13 protein-coding genes and 1 pseudogene are annotated in these 15,084 nt (G+C 73.9%); 12 read left to right on the top strand and 2 right to left on the bottom strand.

Going from position 1 to position 15,084, the window contains the following annotated elements; all coding sequences use genetic code 11:
- Positions 1-78: 78 nt before the first annotated feature.
- From OG702_RS17805 to OG702_RS17780, 6 genes are all read left to right on the top strand, one after another.
- A complete protein-coding gene (locus OG702_RS17805; protein WP_327289877.1) occupies positions 79-1,500 on the top strand; it encodes a DUF2252 domain-containing protein in 1,422 nt (473 codons plus the stop codon).
- Between the two features lie 138 nt (positions 1,501-1,638).
- Complete coding sequence (locus OG702_RS17800) at positions 1,639-2,466, top strand: hypothetical protein (protein ID WP_327289876.1); 828 nt, start codon at positions 1,639-1,641, stop codon at positions 2,464-2,466.
- A 126-nt stretch (positions 2,467-2,592) separates the two neighbouring features.
- Positions 2,593-2,925 (top strand): rhodanese-like domain-containing protein, encoded by a 333-nt coding sequence (locus tag OG702_RS17795; RefSeq protein WP_327289875.1) that lies wholly within the window; start codon positions 2,593-2,595, stop codon positions 2,923-2,925.
- Between the two features lie 184 nt (positions 2,926-3,109).
- Positions 3,110-3,775, top strand: coding sequence for a DUF5819 family protein (locus OG702_RS17790; protein ID WP_327289874.1), 666 nt, complete (start codon positions 3,110-3,112; stop codon positions 3,773-3,775).
- Positions 3,776-3,900: 125 nt separating this feature from the next.
- Positions 3,901-5,220: an HTTM domain-containing protein gene (locus tag OG702_RS17785; RefSeq protein WP_327293270.1), complete on the top strand. Its 1,320-nt coding sequence runs from the start codon at positions 3,901-3,903 to the stop codon at positions 5,218-5,220.
- A 64-nt stretch (positions 5,221-5,284) separates the two neighbouring features.
- Entirely contained in the window at positions 5,285-6,091 is an 807-nt protein-coding gene (locus OG702_RS17780) for a TrmH family RNA methyltransferase (RefSeq protein ID WP_442814457.1), read from the top strand.
- A 28-nt stretch (positions 6,092-6,119) separates the two neighbouring features.
- On the opposite strand, the gene paaN is transcribed toward OG702_RS17780, so the two are convergent.
- Positions 6,120-7,802: a phenylacetic acid degradation protein PaaN gene (gene paaN, locus OG702_RS17775; RefSeq protein WP_327289873.1), complete on the bottom strand. Its 1,683-nt coding sequence runs from the start codon at positions 7,800-7,802 to the stop codon at positions 6,120-6,122.
- Positions 7,803-7,967: 165 nt separating this feature from the next.
- Between paaN and OG702_RS17770 the strand changes: the two genes are divergently transcribed.
- Complete coding sequence (locus OG702_RS17770; protein WP_327289872.1) at positions 7,968-9,515, top strand: 3-hydroxyacyl-CoA dehydrogenase; 1,548 nt, start codon at positions 7,968-7,970, stop codon at positions 9,513-9,515.
- The gene (locus OG702_RS17765; RefSeq protein ID WP_327289871.1) at positions 9,512-10,099 is read left to right on the top strand and encodes a TetR/AcrR family transcriptional regulator; all 588 of its coding nucleotides are present in this window, start codon (positions 9,512-9,514) and stop codon (positions 10,097-10,099) included. The genes OG702_RS17770 and OG702_RS17765 overlap by 4 nt, the downstream gene beginning before the upstream one ends.
- Positions 10,100-10,198: 99 nt before the next feature.
- Here the strand turns inward: OG702_RS17765 and OG702_RS17760 are convergent, their stop codons facing one another.
- Positions 10,199-10,681 carry an Lrp/AsnC family transcriptional regulator gene (locus tag OG702_RS17760; protein WP_327289869.1) on the bottom strand — a complete coding sequence of 161 codons (483 nt, stop codon included), beginning with the start codon at positions 10,679-10,681 and terminating at the stop codon, positions 10,199-10,201.
- Positions 10,682-10,862: 181 nt separating this feature from the next.
- Here OG702_RS17760 and pdhA point away from each other — a divergent pair, with 181 nt between their 5' ends.
- The 4 genes and pseudogenes from pdhA to mobA all read left to right on the top strand — a co-directional run.
- On the top strand, positions 10,863-11,963 hold the full coding sequence (gene pdhA, locus OG702_RS17755; RefSeq protein ID WP_327289868.1) for a pyruvate dehydrogenase (acetyl-transferring) E1 component subunit alpha: 1,101 nt from the start codon (positions 10,863-10,865) through the stop codon (positions 11,961-11,963).
- Positions 11,960-12,988, top strand: coding sequence for an alpha-ketoacid dehydrogenase subunit beta (locus tag OG702_RS17750; RefSeq protein WP_327289867.1), 1,029 nt, complete (start codon positions 11,960-11,962; stop codon positions 12,986-12,988). Before pdhA ends, OG702_RS17750 begins: the two co-directional genes overlap by 4 nt.
- Positions 12,988-14,379 carry a dihydrolipoamide acetyltransferase family protein gene (locus OG702_RS17745; protein ID WP_327289866.1) on the top strand — a complete coding sequence of 464 codons (1,392 nt, stop codon included), beginning with the start codon at positions 12,988-12,990 and terminating at the stop codon, positions 14,377-14,379. The genes OG702_RS17750 and OG702_RS17745 overlap by 1 nt, the downstream gene beginning before the upstream one ends.
- Positions 14,380-14,426: 47 nt before the next feature.
- Positions 14,427-15,020: pseudogene (gene mobA / locus OG702_RS35515) on the top strand (molybdenum cofactor guanylyltransferase); the annotation flags it as partial.
- Positions 15,021-15,084: the final 64 nt, after the last annotated feature.

The following is a 15,084-nucleotide window of genomic DNA, read 5'->3' as shown; positions in this document are numbered from 1 at the left end:
GCCGGATTGACCCCCGCGGTGGGAAACATGACGGGATGTCCGCTGACGCGGACTATGGGGATGTGGGGGAGACGACCGGTGCACGCACGAGTGCCGCAGGTGGCGGGATTCGCCCGCTGGCCGCACGAGCGGTCCGCCAAGCAGACGGGGAAGGCCCTGCGTGAGCGGGTGCCGAGGGCGGTTTTCGGCCGGCCCGAGGCATGGACGTGGCAGGACCGTGGGCGGGACGGCGCCGGGCCGGAGGTGGCGGCCGCGGTCGCCGCGGTCGAGGAGTCCAACGCGGGCCGGATACCCGGACTGGTCCCGCTGCGGGTCGGCCGGATGGCGGCGAGCCCCTTCGCCTTCCTGCGCGGCTCCGCCGGCCTGATGGCCGCCGACCTCGCCGACCGCCCGGTCACCGGCATCCCCGCCCAGATCTGCGGTGACGCGCACGCCGCGAACTTCGGCCTCTACGGCGACGCCCGCGGCGGCCTGGTGATGGACATCAACGACTTCGACGAGACCGTGCGCGGCCCCTGGGAGTGGGACCTGCTGCGGCTCGCCGCCTCGCTGGTGCTGGCCGGGCGCGAGGCGGGCGCGGCCGACGAGGTCTGCCGGGCGGCGGCGTACGACGCCGTGGGCGCCTACCGGCGGACCATGCGGCTGCTGGCGAAGCTCCCAGTGCACGAGGCGTGGAACGCCATCGCCGACGAGCAGCTGGTCGCGCACGCCGACGCCCGCGACCTGGCCGGGACCCTGGAGCAGGTCTCGGCGAAGGCCCGGCGCAACACGAGTGCGAAATTCGCCGCGCGCTCCACCGAGCCGATCGAGGGCGGCGCCCGGCGCTTCACGGACGCCCCGCCCGTGCTGCGGCGGATCCCGGACGCGGAGGCCGCCGCGGTGGCCGGGGCGCTGGACGGCTATCTCCGCACGGTCGGCGAGGACCGGCTGCCGCTGCTGGCGCGTTACGCGGTGCACGACGTGGCCTTCCGCGTCGTCGGCACGGGCAGCGTCGGGACCCGGTCGTATGTGGTGCTGCTGCTCGACCACCTGGGGGAGCCACTGGTGCTCCAGGTGAAGGAGGCCCGCCCGTCGGCGCTGCTGCCGTACGCGGCCAAGGCCGGTTTCCCCGCCGAGCCGGTGGGACACGAAGGGCGCAGGGTGGTGCTCGGCCAGAAGACGATGCAGGTGGTCAGCGACATCCTGCTCGGCTGGACCGAGGTCGACGGTCTGCCCTGTCAGGTGCGGCAGTTCAGGAACCGCAAGGGCAGCGTGGACCCGGCGACGCTGCCGCCGGGGCTGCTCGACGACTACGGCCGGATGACCGGCGCGCTGCTGGCCAGGGCGCACGCGCACAGCGCCGACCCGCGGCTGGTGGCGGGCTACTGCGGCAGGAACGAGGAGCTGGACGAGGCGATCGCGGCCTTCGCGGTGGCCTACGCCGACCGGACCGAGGCCGACCACGCCGACCTGCTGGCCGCGATACGGGCCGGGCGGCTGCCCGCCGACCTCGCGGGCTGACCAGGCAGGACCGCCGGCCCGCCCGGTCGGGGCGCCGTCCGTACGGGGGCGATCCCGTACCCCGGTCGGCGCCCCGCGCCGGGTCCCCCGCGGCCCGGCGCTCCGCGCGACCACCCGGACAGGCCCTAGGCTGTCCGGGTGACGAACACCTTCGGAACCGAGTCCGCCGCCGAGTCCGCCGCTGCCGCGGCGCCCGCGGCCGGTTCGCAGGAACGGCTGGCGACGGCGGTGCGGGCGGCCGAGCAGGCGCTGATCGAGTTCGAGATCGCCGTGGAGACCTTCCGGGTCGAGGTGGAGAACTTCTCCCGGCTGCACCACCAGCGGCTCGGCCCGATGTACGCGCGGCTGGACGAGCTGGACGCGCTGGTGGCGGAGGCCGTCGCGGCGCACAGCGGCGAGCGGGCGGACATCGAGCGCGCCTGGGAGGCCCGCGCCCTGGTGATGCCCATGCCCGGAGTGGAGGAGCTGTTCGGCGGCCTGCTGGGCTCCGACGGCGTACGCCCGGTGGAGGACCCCAACCCGCCGCGCCGGGTCCGGCCCGGCAAGGAGGCCCAGCGCCTCTACCGCGAGCTGGCCCGCAAGGCGCACCCCGACCTCGCCCAGGACGAGGAGGAGAAGGAGCGGCGCAGCGCCTTCATCGCCCGGGTCAACGAGGCCTACGCCTACGCCGACGAGGAGGCCCTGCGCACCCTGTCCGCCGAGTGGGACGCGGGACCGGTGCCGCTGGCCGACCTGCCCAGCGAGGCCGAGGTGCTGTACGCCCGGCTGGAGTGGCTGGCCGAGCGCAAGGAGAACCTCTCGGCCATCGCCGCCGAGCTGGACGAGAGCGCGATCGGGCAGATGATGCGGCTCGCCCCCGACGACCCGGACGCGCTGCTCAACGAGATCGCCGAGCAGCTGCTCACCCAGGTCGCCCAGCGCGAGGCAAGGCTCGCCGAACTGGTCAGGGACCGTACGGGCGGCTGAGGTAGTTTTGCCGGGGCGCACCGGAAAGCCGCCGCACGAGCCGCTCACGCGGCGCACGTCCTCGCACGTGGGCGGTACCGCCGGTGCGCGGACCGCATTCCCCCGTGTCCTTGGAGGCCGCACCCGATGTTCCGTTCCCAGCTGCCCTCGGTGGACGCCACCGCCGTACCGGCCGACGCGTTCCTGCTCGACGTCCGCGAGGACGACGAGTGGGCGGCGGGTCACGCGGAAGGCGCGCTGCACATCCCGATGGGCGAGGTCGTCTCCCGCATCGACGAGCTGCCGCAGGACGCCACCCTCCACGTCGTCTGCCGGGTCGGCGGCCGGTCCGCGCAGGTCACGCAGTATCTGATCGGGCAGGGCAGGGACGCGGTCAACGTCAGCGGCGGCATGCTCGACTGGGAGTCCGCCGGACGCCCGGTCGTCACCGGCGACGGCGCCGACGGCCACGTCCTCTGACACCTGCTCGCCGATCTCCGCCCGCCGCCCACCGGTCCTGCCGCTCCCCCGCACGGCCGGTGGCGCATTGTGGGTGCGCCGAGCCATTCCGTCACCTGTGGGTAACTGGATAAGGTCACCGCCTGGACCCGGCGGTGGGTAGCGTGCTGCCCCGCAGACCTGCCCGGCGGAGAGCGGAGAGACGATGGAGTCAGAGCAGGGGCCACCGCCCCAGGTGGCGGCATTGTCGCTGCCCGCCCGGATAGCCGTGGCCGTGACGGTGGGCGTGGTCGCCGTGGGAGCGCTCCTCCACCTCGGCATGATCTTCCTGCACGTCGCACCGTCCAACACGCTGAGCAAGCAGCACGCCACGGCGGTCAGCGACTACGTCTATCCCGAGTTCGAGCAGAACTGGAAGCTCTTCGCGCCCGACCCCGTGCAGCAGAACAACCACGTGCAGGCCCGCGCGGAGGTCCGCAAGCCGGACGGCAGCACACAGACCACCGGCTGGGTGGACATGACGGGGATCGACGTGGCCGACATGCGGCACAACCCGCTGCCCAGCCACACCGAGCAGAACGAGCTGCGCCGCGCCTGGGGTTACTACACCGACACGCACAACGACCAGAACCAGCCGACCGCCGGCAGCGGCAGCGACCTGAGCAGCAGCTACCTGGAGAACATCCTGGCCGGCCGCCTCGGCCACACGCTGAACGGCGGCACGGTCGTCCGCATCCAGGCCAGGGGCGCCACCACCGCGGTCGCCCGGCCGACCTGGAGCGGCGAGTCGGTCGACGCCACCACCCAATATCGCGAGCTGCCCTGGTGGACCGTCACCACCACGCCGGCAGGGCAGGAGAAGTCCTCGTGAGCGACCACCGCACCCCGGCCGCGCACGCCGGGGACCCGTCCGCCGCCGCCGCCACCACCGCCCCGGCCGGCGGCAGCCACGCCCAGGACGCCGCCTCCGCCGCCGCGCCCTCGCCCTTCGCCGGGATGGGCCGTGCGATCGACCGGGGCATCGCCCGCGGACTGGCCCGGGTCACCGGCGGCGCGCTGGCCCCCTACCAGGCCGCGGTCGTACGGATCGGCTTCGCGTTGACCTGGCTGCTCTTCCTGCTGCGGGAGTTTCCGCACCGCTCCGAGCTCTACGGCCCCGACAGCCCGTGGAGCTTCGACCTGGCCAAGCGGCTGGTCGCCGGGAACCACGCCTTCACCACGCTGCTGTGGAGTGACAGCCGCGGCTGGTTCGAGCTGGTCTACGCGGTGGCGGTCCTCAGCAGCGCCATGCTGCTGGTCGGCTGGCGGACCAGGAGCGCGTCGGTGGTCTTCATGCTCGGCGTGCTGTCGCTGCAGAACCGCAGCGTCTTCATGGGCGACGGCGGCGACAACGTCGTCCATCTGATGGCCATCTACCTGGTCTTCACCCGCTGCGGGCAGGTCTGGTCCCTCGACCGCAGGATCGCGCTGCGGGCCGCGGCGAAGGCCGAGCCGAAGGGTGCGGCAAAGGACGAGGCGCGGGAGGGGGCCGGGACGGCGCCCGAGCGGCAGGCGCAGGGCGGCGACGGGCAGGCCGCCCTCGGCCGGTCGCAGGTCGCGGGGATCGACCCGGTGGGGATCGCCCTGTGGACGGTGCTGGGCGCCGCGCTGGCGGTGGCCACCGCGATGGGCAAGCTCAGCACCGAGTGGGAGGTGGCCCTGTGGGCAGGGCTGCTGCTCCAGGCGCTGTGGTGGGCGGTACGCCGTTACGCGCCCGGCGAGCCGCGCACGGTGCTCGACATCATGGCCAACGTCATCCACAACGGCGCCATGCTGGTGATCGTGGTGGAGGTCTGCCTGATCTACTCCACGGCCGGCTGGTACAAGATCCAGGGCAGCCGCTGGGAGGACGGCACCGCGCTCTACTATCCGCTGCACCTGGACGACTTCACCCCGTGGCCGGGCCTGTCGCACGCCCTGGCGGGCAATTCGCTGATGGTCATGCTGATCACCTACGGCACAGTCATCGTGCAGGTCGCCTTCCCCTTCACCCTCTTCAACCGACGGGTCAAGAACGTGCTGCTGGCGGCAATGATGCTGGAGCACGCCTCCATCGCCGTCGTGCTGGGCCTGCCCTTCTTCTCGCTGGCGATGATCGCCGCCGACGCCGTCTTCCTGCCCACCGGCTTCCTGCGCTGGCTCGGCGAGCAGCTCGCGCGGCCGCTGCGCCGTCCGCCGGCGGCGCCGAAACCCGCGGTGGTCCCCGGGCAGCGGCCGGGAGACGGCGACGCGGCGCAGCCCGCGGCCGGACCGCCACCCACCGAGGCCGTCAGCTGACCGACGCCGGGAGCGCCGCCCGGACCGGGGCGGCCGGCGGCGGCCGTCGCCGTAGGCTGGCGCCATGAGCGAAGAGCAGGCCGCACTCCGGCTGCCCGGGGTGCGGTCCGCGATGACGTGGTGGCATGAGCGGGCTGCCGACGCGGACACCGTCCTGCTCGACGGCTTCCACGCCCTCAAGCACGCGCTGCGCTTCGGCGCCGACGTCCATGTCGCGGTCAGCAGCGACAAGGCCGCCGTGATGCGGCTGGCCGCCGATCTCGCGCCCGACCTGACCGCGGAGCTCGCCGAACGCGTCACCGAGCTCCCGGCCGCCGCGCTCCGCGAGCTGGTGACCCGCGTCCATCCCACCGGGGTGGCCGCGCTCGCTGCCCGGCCGGGCAGCGACGGGCGTACCGCCACGCTGAGCGCGCTGCCCCGGCAGGCCCCCGTCGTGGTGCTCGACCGCCCCCGCAACCTCGGCAACGTCGGCGCCGTGATCAGGCTCGCCGCCGGATTCGGCGTCACCGGCGTCGTCACCACCGGCGACCTGGACCCCTGGCACACCAACGCCGTACGGGCCGGCGCCGGGCTGCACTACGCGACGGCGGTGCGGCGTACGACCCCGGACGGGCTGCCGCCCGGACCGCTGCACGTCCTCGACCCCGAGGGCGAGGACATCCGTGCCGCCGAGCTGCCCGACGACGCGCTGATCGTCTTCGGCTCGGAGCGGCACGGTGTGTCCGACGAGCTGCGCGCCCGGGCCACCGCTCTGGTGTCGCTGCCGATGCGGCCGCAGGTGTCGAGCTACAACCTGGCCACCAGCGTCGGTATGACGCTGTTTCACTGGTCGGCGACCTCGCGCTCGCCGCTGGTCCCCGGGCGGCCCTGACAGCACTTCGGCGGCGGGGCCGGCCCGGTCAGGCCTGCCTGCGCACCTCCACCGTCCGGAACCGGCTTGCGACGAAGGCCGCGTCGCACAGCGCCGCGTTGGCGGCGGGGTTGCCGCCGGAGCCGTGGAAGTCGGAGAAGGCGGCGGTCTGGTTGACGTACACCCCGCCGGTCAGGTTGAGCGAGAGCTGGGCGCACTCCTCCTGGCAGACCTGCTCCAGCTGCCGCTCCACCTCGGGCGAGGTCGTGTAGGCGCCCACCGTCATGGCGCCGTGGTCGCGGATCGTGCGGCGCAGCAGCTCGACCGCCGCGTCGGCGGAGTCCACGGCCACCGCGAAGGCGACCGGCCCGAAGCACTCGGCCATGAACGCCGCCTCCGAGTCCGGCTTGGCGGTGTCCAGCCTGACCAGGACCGGGGTGCGGACGACCGCGTCGGGGAAGTCGGGGTGGGCCACCGCACGGGAGGCCAGCGCGACCTCACCCATGCCGGGGGCGGCCTCCAGCCGCGCCCTGACGTCCGGATTGACCAGCGCGCCCAGCAGCGCGTTGGCCCGGGCGTCGTCGCCGAGCAGCTTCTCCACCGCGGCCGCGAGGTCGGCGACCACCTCGTCGTACGTCCGCGGTCCCGACTCGGTGCCGATGCCGGTCCGCGGGATCAGCAGATTCTGCGGGGTGGTGCACATCTGGCCGCTGTACAGCGACAGGGAGAAGGCCAGATTGCCGAGCATGCCGCGGTAGTCGTCGGTGGAGTCGACCACCACGGTGTTGACCCCGGCCTTCTCGGTGAAGACCTGCGCCTGGCGGGCGTTGGTCTCCAGCCAGTCGCCGAAGGCGGTGGATCCGGTGTAGTCGATGATGCGGACCTCGGGCCGCAGCGCCAGCGTCCTGGCCAGTCCCTCGCCCGGCCGGTCGACGGCGAGGCACACCAGGTCGGGGGAGAAGCCCGCCTCGGCCAGCACCTGCCGGGCCACCTCGACGGTCATCGCCAGCGGCAGCACGGCCCGTGGGTGCGGCTTGACCAGCACCGCGTTGCCCGTCGCCAGGGAGGCGAACAGGCCCGGGTAGCCGTTCCACGTCGGGAAGGTGTTGCAGCCGATCACCAGGCCGATGCCGCGCGGCACCGCGGTGAAGGACTTGCGCAGGCTGAGCGGGTCCCGCTTGCCCTGCGGCTTCACCCACTCGGCGGCGGCGGGGGTGCGCCGCTGCTCGGCATACGCATACGCCACCGCTTCCAGGCCGCGGTCCTGCGCGTGCGGGCCGCCCGCCTGGAAGGCCATCGTGAAGGCCTGGCCCGAGGTGTGCATCACCGCGTGCGCGAACTCGTGCGTCCGCGCGTTGATCCGGGCCAGGATCTCCAGGCACACCATCGCCCGGGCCTCGGGTCCGGCGTCCCGCCATTCGGGCATCGCCGCACGCATCGCGGGCAGCAGTACGTCGGGATCGGGGTGCGGATACTGCACGCCCAGCTCGATGCCGTACGGCGACTGCTCGCCGCCGGTCCACTCGTCCGTCCCCGGCTGCGCGGACGCGAAGGCGAAGCGGTGCCCGAGCAGCGCCTCGAAGGCGGTCCTGCCCTCCTCGGCATCCGGATAGGCCTTCGGCTGCTCGGGGTAGGGCGACCAGTAGGCGCGGGTCCTTATGGTCTCCAGCGCCTTGTCGAGGGTGTCGCGATGGCGGTCGGCCAGGGACTGGGTGGAGAGATCGGCGGACAATGGGACCAACTCCTCGTCGAGCTGGGCTGGGTGAAGGGAACACCGCTAGATTAACCGAATGTTCGGTCGGGACAAGGGCGGAAAACCCGGCCTGTGGATAACTTCGCCGGAGCCGTTCCAGGCCCGGCAGGAACCGGCCGGCGCCGGCGAGGAGTCGTGGACAGCGTGAGCGCACTTGACCGCAACAGCACCGTGGCCGTCGTCGGCGTCGGGACCATGGGCCAGGGAATCGCGCAGGTTGCGCTGCTCGCCGGCCACCGGGTCCTGCTGTACGACGCCGTCCCCGCCCGTGCGCAGGTGGCCGCCGACGGGGTGGCGGCCCGGCTCGACCGGCTGGTCGCCAAGGGCAGGCTCGGCGCCGAGGACGTCAAGGAGGCGCTGGCCCGGCTCGTCCCCGCGGAGAGCAGCGCCGACCTGGCGGGCGCCAGGCTGTTGGTGGAGGCGGTGGTCGAGGACCTGTCCGTCAAGCAGGCGCTCTTCGCCGAACTGGAGGCGGTCGTCGGCGACGACTGCCTGCTGGCGACCAACACCTCCTCGCTGCCGGTGACCGCGGTCGCCGGCGCGCTGCGGCTGCCGGGACGGATGGTCGGGCTGCACTTCTTCAACCCCGCCCCGCTGCTGCCCCTCGTCGAGGTGGTCGCCGGGGCGGCCACCGACCCCGCCGCCGTCACCACCGCCTGCGACACCGCCACCGCCTGGGGCAAGACGCCGGTGCGCTGCGCCGACACCCCCGGCTTCGTGGTGAACCGCGTCGCCCGCCCCTTCTACGCCGAAGCCCTGCGGGTCTACGAGGAGCGGGCCGCCGACCCCGCGACCATCGACGCGGTGCTGCGCGAATGCGGCGGCTTCGCGATGGGTCCCTTCGAGCTGATGGACCTGATCGGCCAGGACGTCAACGAGGCCGTCACCCGGTCGGTCTGGGAGGCCTTCTTCCACGACCCGAAGTTCACCCCGTCGCTGGCCCAGCGCCGCCTGGTCGAGTCCGGGCGGCTCGGCCGCAAGACCGGCCGCGGCTGGTATCCCCACCCGCGGCAGACCGGCGGTGCGGGCGGCGGGGGAGGGACCGGCGGCGGACCCGGGCCGGAAGTCCGGCCGCAGACCGCCGGTCCTGCCGCCGCGCCGGCGTCCCTCGTGGTGCGCGGCGATCTCGGTCCCGCACGGGCGCTGGCCGGGCTGGCCAGGGAGTCCGGGATCGAGGTCCGCGAGGAGCCGGCGGCGGGCCCGGGCGTGATCGTGCTGCCCGGCGGTGTGCCGCTGCGGCTGGCCGACGGCCACCCCATGCCCGCCCCCGGGATCCGCTTCGACCTGGCCCTGGACTACCGCACCGCCACCAGGATCGCCGTCGCGCCCGGCGACGGGGTGGAGGCCGGCGACGTGGACCGGGCGGTGGGGCTGTTCCAGGCGCTGGGCAAGGAGGTCAGCGTCATCGCGGACGTGCCCGGCCTGATCGTGGCGCGGACGGTCGCGATGCTGGCCGATCTCGCCACCAACGCGGTCGCCCGGCAGGTCGCCTCGGCCGGGGACGTCGACACCGCGATGCGCCTGGGCGTCAGCTATCCGCTCGGCCCGCTGGAATGGTGCGAGCTGATCTCCGCGGCCTATGTGCGGGACCTGCTGGAGGCGCTGCACCGCGACTCCCCCACCGGGCGCTACGCCCCCTGCCGGGAACTGAGGCGGCGTGCGGACGCGGCCGGGGGTGTGATCTCCTCATGACCATGCCGAAGCGCGACACCTATACGCCGGACTCGCTGCTCGCCGTGGCTGTCGAGGTCTTCAACGAGCGCGGCTACGACGGCACCTCGATGGAGGACCTCTCGCGCGCAGCGGGCATCTCGAAGTCCTCGATCTACCACCATGTGCGGGGCAAGGAGGAACTGCTCAACCGGGCGGTCGGCCGGGCTCTGGACGGTCTCTTCGGCATCCTCGACCAGCCGGCGGCCGGGGACGGGCCCGCCGTACGGCGGCTCGAGTACGTGATCCGGCGCACCGCGGTCGTCCTCATGGACGAGCTCCCCTACGTCACGCTGCTGCTGCGGGTCCGGGGGAACACCACGACCGAGCGGTGGGCGATGGAGCGCAGGCGGGAGTTCGACCAGCGCGTCGCCGAGCTGCTGAAGGCGGCGGTGGCGGAGGGCGACCTGCGGGTGGACGTCGAGGTGCGGCTCGCCACCCGGCTGCTCTTCGGGATGATCAACTCGATAGTCGAGTGGTACCGCCCCGCCGTGAAAGGGGCGCTCGACCGCGAGCAGGTCGCCGACGCGGTGGTGCGGCTGGCCTTCGACGGCCTGCGCGCGTAGGCCGCGCCCGCGGTGGTGGGGTCCCGGGCGGCCGTTCACCCGAACAGGCCAGGGGGCTCGGGGTGACCTCCGGCGGCTCGGAGGACCGGGCCCCCGGAGTCAGTCCGTGATCACCGGGTCGGTCTCCTCGAAGACCAGCAGGGTCCGGCTGCTCAGCACCTCCTCGATGGACTGCAGCCGGGTGAGGACCAGTTCGCGCAGGCTGCGGTTGTCGACGGTGTGCACCAGGAGCAGGACGTCGAAATCACCGCTCACCAGTGCGATGTGGACGACGCCCGGGAGGGTGACCAGCTTCTCCCGCACGGTCCGCCAGGAGTTCTGGACGATCTTGAGGGTGATGTACGCCGAGGCGCCGTGCCCGGCGCGCTCGTGGTCCACCCGGGCGGTGAAACCCCGGATCACTCCGTCCTCGATCAGCCGGTTGATCCGCGCGTAGGCGTTCGCCCTGGACACGTGCACCCGCTCGGCCACCGAGCGTATCGAGGCCCGGCCGTCCTCCTGCAGCAGCCGCAGGATCGTGCGGTCTATCGGGTCCAGAGGTCGGACCGTGGGCTCCTCGTCGGCCATCTGTTCTCTCGCCATCCCCCGCAAGCTCCCTACCATGGACGTACTGGCTCCATCTCAGGCTGTGCAGAACCGTTTGTCCACAGGCGAAACCACCCCGTAGCCAAAATGCCTCCGGCGACCGAACAATCGGTAGGGAGAGCGGAACCCGCTCGCACTACCGATTTCTCAGGTCACCGACCACGAGGAGGTGCTCGCGATGACCGTGCTGGACACCCCTGCCTGGCGTCCTCGCGCCGACGCCGCGCCGCTGCTGCCCGACCCGGAGCCGTACCGGCTGCTCGGTACCCCCGCGGCCGCCGAGCTGGACCCCGCGCTGCTCAGCAGGCTGTACGGGCAGCTCGTCCGCGGCCGCCGCTACAACCGGCAGGCGACCGCACTGACCAAGCAGGGCCGGCTGGCGGTCTACCCGTCGAGCACCGGCCAGGAGGCATGCGAGGTCGCCGCCGCCCTCGCGCTGCGCCCGCGCGACTGGCTCTTCCCCAGCTACCGCGACACCCTCGCCGTCGTCGCCCGCGGGGTCGACCCCGTCGAGGCGCTGACGCTGCTGCGCGGCGACTGGCACACCGGTTACGACGTCCGCGAGCAGCGGGTGGCACCGCTGAGCACCCCGCTGGCCACCCAACTGCCGCACGCGGTCGGCCTCGCGCACGCGGCGCGGCTCAGCGGTGACGACGTGGCCGCGCTGGCCATGGTCGGCGACGGCGGGACCAGCGAGGGCGACTTCCACGAGGCGCTGAACTTCGCGGCGGTCTGGCAGGCCCCGGTGGTCTTCCTGGTGCAGAACAACGGCTTCGCCATCTCCGTGCCCCTTTCCAAGCAGACCGCCGCCCCCACCCTCGCGCACAAGGCGGTCGGTTACGGGATGCCCGGACGTCTGGTCGACGGCAACGACGTGGCGGCCGTCCACCAGGTGCTCACCGAGGCCCTGGAGCGGGCACGCGGCGGCGGCGGCCCCACCCTGGTCGAGGCCGTCACCTACCGGATCGACGCGCACACCAACGCCGACGACGCCACCCGCTACCGCGAGGAGGCCGAGGTCGCCGCCTGGCGCGCGCACGACCCCGTCGAGCTGCTGGAAAGAGAGCTGACAGCCCGCGGACTGCTCGACGACGCCGGCCGCCGGCGCGCGGCCGACGAGGCCGAGGCGATGGCCGCCGACCTGCGCGAGCGGATGAACGAGGAGCCGCGGCTCGACCCGATGGAGCTGTTCGCCCACGTCTACGCCGAGCCCACACCGCAGTTGCGCCAGCAGGCGGCGCAGCTGCGGGCCGAACTGGAAGCGGAGCGGCAGTCATGACCACCGCCACCACCGCTGCGGACCGCGCCCCCGCACCCGCACGCAAACCCGCGACCATGGCGCAGGCGCTCAACCAGGCGCTGCGCGACGCCCTCACCGCCGACCCCGCGGTGCACGTGATGGGCGAGGACGTCGGCACCCTCGGGGGGGTCTTCCGGATCACCGACGGGCTCACCAGGGACTTCGGCGAGGACCGCTGCACCGACACCCCGCTGGCCGAGGCGGGCATCCTCGGCGCCGCCGTAGGCATGGCGATGTACGGGCTGCGGCCGGTCGTGGAGATGCAGTTCGACGCCTTCGCCTACCCGGCCTTCGAGCAGCTGGTCAGCCATGTCGCGCGGATGCGGAACCGCACCAGGGGGGCGCTGCCGCTGCCCATCACCGTGCGGATCCCGTACGGCGGCGGCATCGGCGGCGTCGAGCACCACAGCGACTCCTCCGAGGCGTACTACCTGCACACCCCCGGCCTGCACGTGGTCACCCCGGCGACCGTCCAGGACGCCTACGGGCTGCTGCGGGCCTCCATCGCCTCCGACGACCCGGTGATCTTCCTCGAACCGAAACGGCTGTACTGGTCGAAGGCCGACTGGTCGGCGCAGCAGCCGTCCGCCGTGCCGCCGATCGGCCGGGCCGTGGTGCGCCGGCCGGGGCGCACGGCGACGCTGATCACCTACGGCCCCTCGCTGCCGGTCTGCCTGGAGGCGGCGGAGGCGGCCAAGGAGGAGGGCTGGGATCTGGGCGTGGTCGACCTGCGCAGCCTGGTGCCCTTCGACGAGGAGACGGTCGCCGCGGCCGTGCGCGGCACCGGGCGCGCGGTTGTCGTCCACGAGTCGTCGGGCTTCGGCGGCGCGGGCGCGGAGATAGCGGCGCGCATCACCGAACGCTGCTTCCACCAGCTGGAGGCGCCGGTGCTGCGGGTGGCGGGCTTCGACATCCCCTACCCGCCGCCGATGCTCGAATGGCACCACCTGCCGGGCGTGGACCGCATCCTCGACGCCGTCGGCCGACTGCAGTGGGAGGACTGATGGCCGTCGTGCGCGAGTTCACCCTCCCCGACCTCGGGGAAGGGCTGACCGAGGCGGAGATCGTCCGCTGGCTGGTGCAGGTCGGCGAGGTCGTCGCCGTCGACCAGCCGGTGGTCGAGATGGAGACGGCCAAGGCGGTCGTCGAGGTGCCCTGCCCCTACGGCGGGGTGGTGACCGCCCGCTTCGGCGAGGAGGGCGACTCGCTCGCCGTGGGCCGTCCGCTGGTCACCGTCGCGGTGGGCTCCAGCGCGGACGGCCCCGGTGCCGCCGGCGGGCAGCCGGGCCCGGCGGACGGCGGCAGCGCCGAGGCCGACCCCGGCGGCGACGGGCAGGGCTCAGGCAATGTCCTGGTCGGATACGGCACCGGCGCCGCCGCCGCGCGACGCCGGCAGCGGGTGCGGGCGGTCCGCCCCGGCGGGGCGGCGGTGCAGGCCGCCGGCAGCGAGGCGCCGGCGGCCACCGGGGCGGTGCGGCCGCTCGTCCCCGCGGGCGGCCCCGTGGCGGCGATCCCCACGACGGTGGACGGCGAGGCCGGCCCCGTTGCGGTCATCTCGCCGCTGGTCCGCAGGATCGCAAGGGAGCACGGTCTGGATCTGCGGCGGCTGGCCGGCAGCGGGCCGGAGGGGCTGATCCTGCGATCCGACGTCGAGCGCGCGATCGCGGCCCCGGCGCCCGCCCCGGCCCCGGCGACGGTGCAGGACGGCGCCGAGCGGGTGCCGCTGCGCGGGATACGCCGGGCCGTCGCGGAGAAGCTGACCCGCAGCCGCCGCGAGATCCCCGACGCCACCTGCTGGGTGGACGCGGACGCCACCGGACTGCTCGAAGCCCGGGCGGCGATGAACGCCTCGGGAGAGCGGCGGATCTCCGTCCTGGCGCTGCTGGCCCGGGTGGTGACGGCGGCACTGGCGCGCTATCCGGACCTGAACGCGACGGTGGACGCCGAGCGTTCCGAGATCGTGCGGCTGCCCGCCGTGCACCTCGGTTTCGCGGCACAGACCGACCGCGGTCTCATGGTGCCCGTGCTGCGGGACGCGCACAGCATGACCACGACGGAGCTCGCGGCGGAGATCGCCCGGCTCACCGAGGCGGCCAGGACCGGGTCGCTGACCCCGGCGGAGCTGACCGGCGGGACGTTCACGCTGAACAACTACGGGGTCTTCGGGGTCGACGGCTCCACGCCGATCATCAACCACCCCGAGGCGGCGATGCTCGGCGTCGGCCGGATCGCCGCCAAGCCGTGGGTCCATAACGGGGAGCTGGCGGTGCGGCAGGTGGTGCAGCTGTCCTTCACCTTCGATCACCGGGTGTGCGACGGCGGGACCGCGGGCGGCTTCCTGCGGCTGGTGGCGGACTGCGTGGAGCAGCCCGCGGTGCTGCTCGCCGCGCTGTGAGGTGAGCCCCCGGCCCGGGACCGCCCGGCCGGGGGATACTCGCGGGCATGACGAGGAGCTTCGACGCGGTGGTGCTGGCGGGCGGCGCGGCCGGCAGGCTGGGCGGCGCCGACAAGCCTGCGCTCCCGGTCGGCGGCCGGACGCTGCTCGACCGGGTGCTCACCGCCTGCGCGGGCGCCGGCCGCACTGTCGTGGTGGGTCCGCGCAGGCCGACCGCCGTGCCGGTGCGGTGGACCCGGGAGCAGCCCCCGGGCGGGGGTCCGCTGCCCGCCCTCGCCGCCGGGCTCGCCGCCCTGGCCGCCACGGAGGCCCCGGCGGTCGTCGTGTTCGCCGCCGACCTGCCGTTCCTGACAGCGCCTACGGTGACGGCGCTCACCGAGGCTCTGCACGGCGCCCGGGCCGACGGGTGCGAAGGCGTCCTGCTCACCGACCCCGGCGGCCGCGACCAGCCGCTGGCGGCGGCGTATCTGGCGGAGCCGCTCCGCCGGGAAATCGCCCTGCTCGCGGCCGAGCACGGCACGTTGAGCGGGCTGCCGCTGCGCCTGCTGACCGGCGAGCTGACGCTGCGCCGGATCGCGGATCCGACCGGCGAGGCCAGCTTCGACTGCGACACCTGGGACGACGTGGCTGCCGCGCGGGCCCGGCTGGGCGACGCCCCGGAGCGCTGAGCGGGTGCGGCGCCCTGCCCCACGGTGGGGATCCGCC

Origin of the sequence: Streptomyces sp. NBC_01198, from assembly GCF_036010485.1 — a bacterium.
In the GTDB taxonomy this organism is placed as follows: domain Bacteria; phylum Actinomycetota; class Actinomycetes; order Streptomycetales; family Streptomycetaceae; genus Actinacidiphila.
This window is presented reverse-complemented; position numbering and strand designations above follow the sequence as displayed.

Bases quoted from the DNA above. Each gene is read 5' to 3' on its own strand.
- OG702_RS17780 (WP_442814457.1), top strand. From the start codon at position 5,285: ATGAGCGAAGAGCAGGCCGCACTCCGGCTGCCCGGGGTGCGGTCCGCG.
- OG702_RS17765 (WP_327289871.1), top strand. From the start codon at position 9,512: ATGACCATGCCGAAGCGCGACACCTATACGCCGGACTCGCTGCTCGCC.
- OG702_RS17760 (WP_327289869.1), bottom strand. From the start codon at position 10,681: ATGGCGAGAGAACAGATGGCCGACGAGGAGCCCACGGTCCGACCTCTG.
- OG702_RS17750 (WP_327289867.1), top strand. From the start codon at position 11,960: ATGACCACCGCCACCACCGCTGCGGACCGCGCCCCCGCACCCGCACGC.
- OG702_RS17795 (WP_327289875.1), top strand. From the start codon at position 2,593: ATGTTCCGTTCCCAGCTGCCCTCGGTGGACGCCACCGCCGTACCGGCC.
- OG702_RS17790 (WP_327289874.1), top strand. From the start codon at position 3,110: ATGGAGTCAGAGCAGGGGCCACCGCCCCAGGTGGCGGCATTGTCGCTG.
- OG702_RS17745 (WP_327289866.1), top strand. From the start codon at position 12,988: ATGGCCGTCGTGCGCGAGTTCACCCTCCCCGACCTCGGGGAAGGGCTG.
- OG702_RS17785 (WP_327293270.1), top strand. From the start codon at position 3,901: ATGGGCCGTGCGATCGACCGGGGCATCGCCCGCGGACTGGCCCGGGTC.
- pdhA (WP_327289868.1), top strand. From the start codon at position 10,863: ATGACCGTGCTGGACACCCCTGCCTGGCGTCCTCGCGCCGACGCCGCG.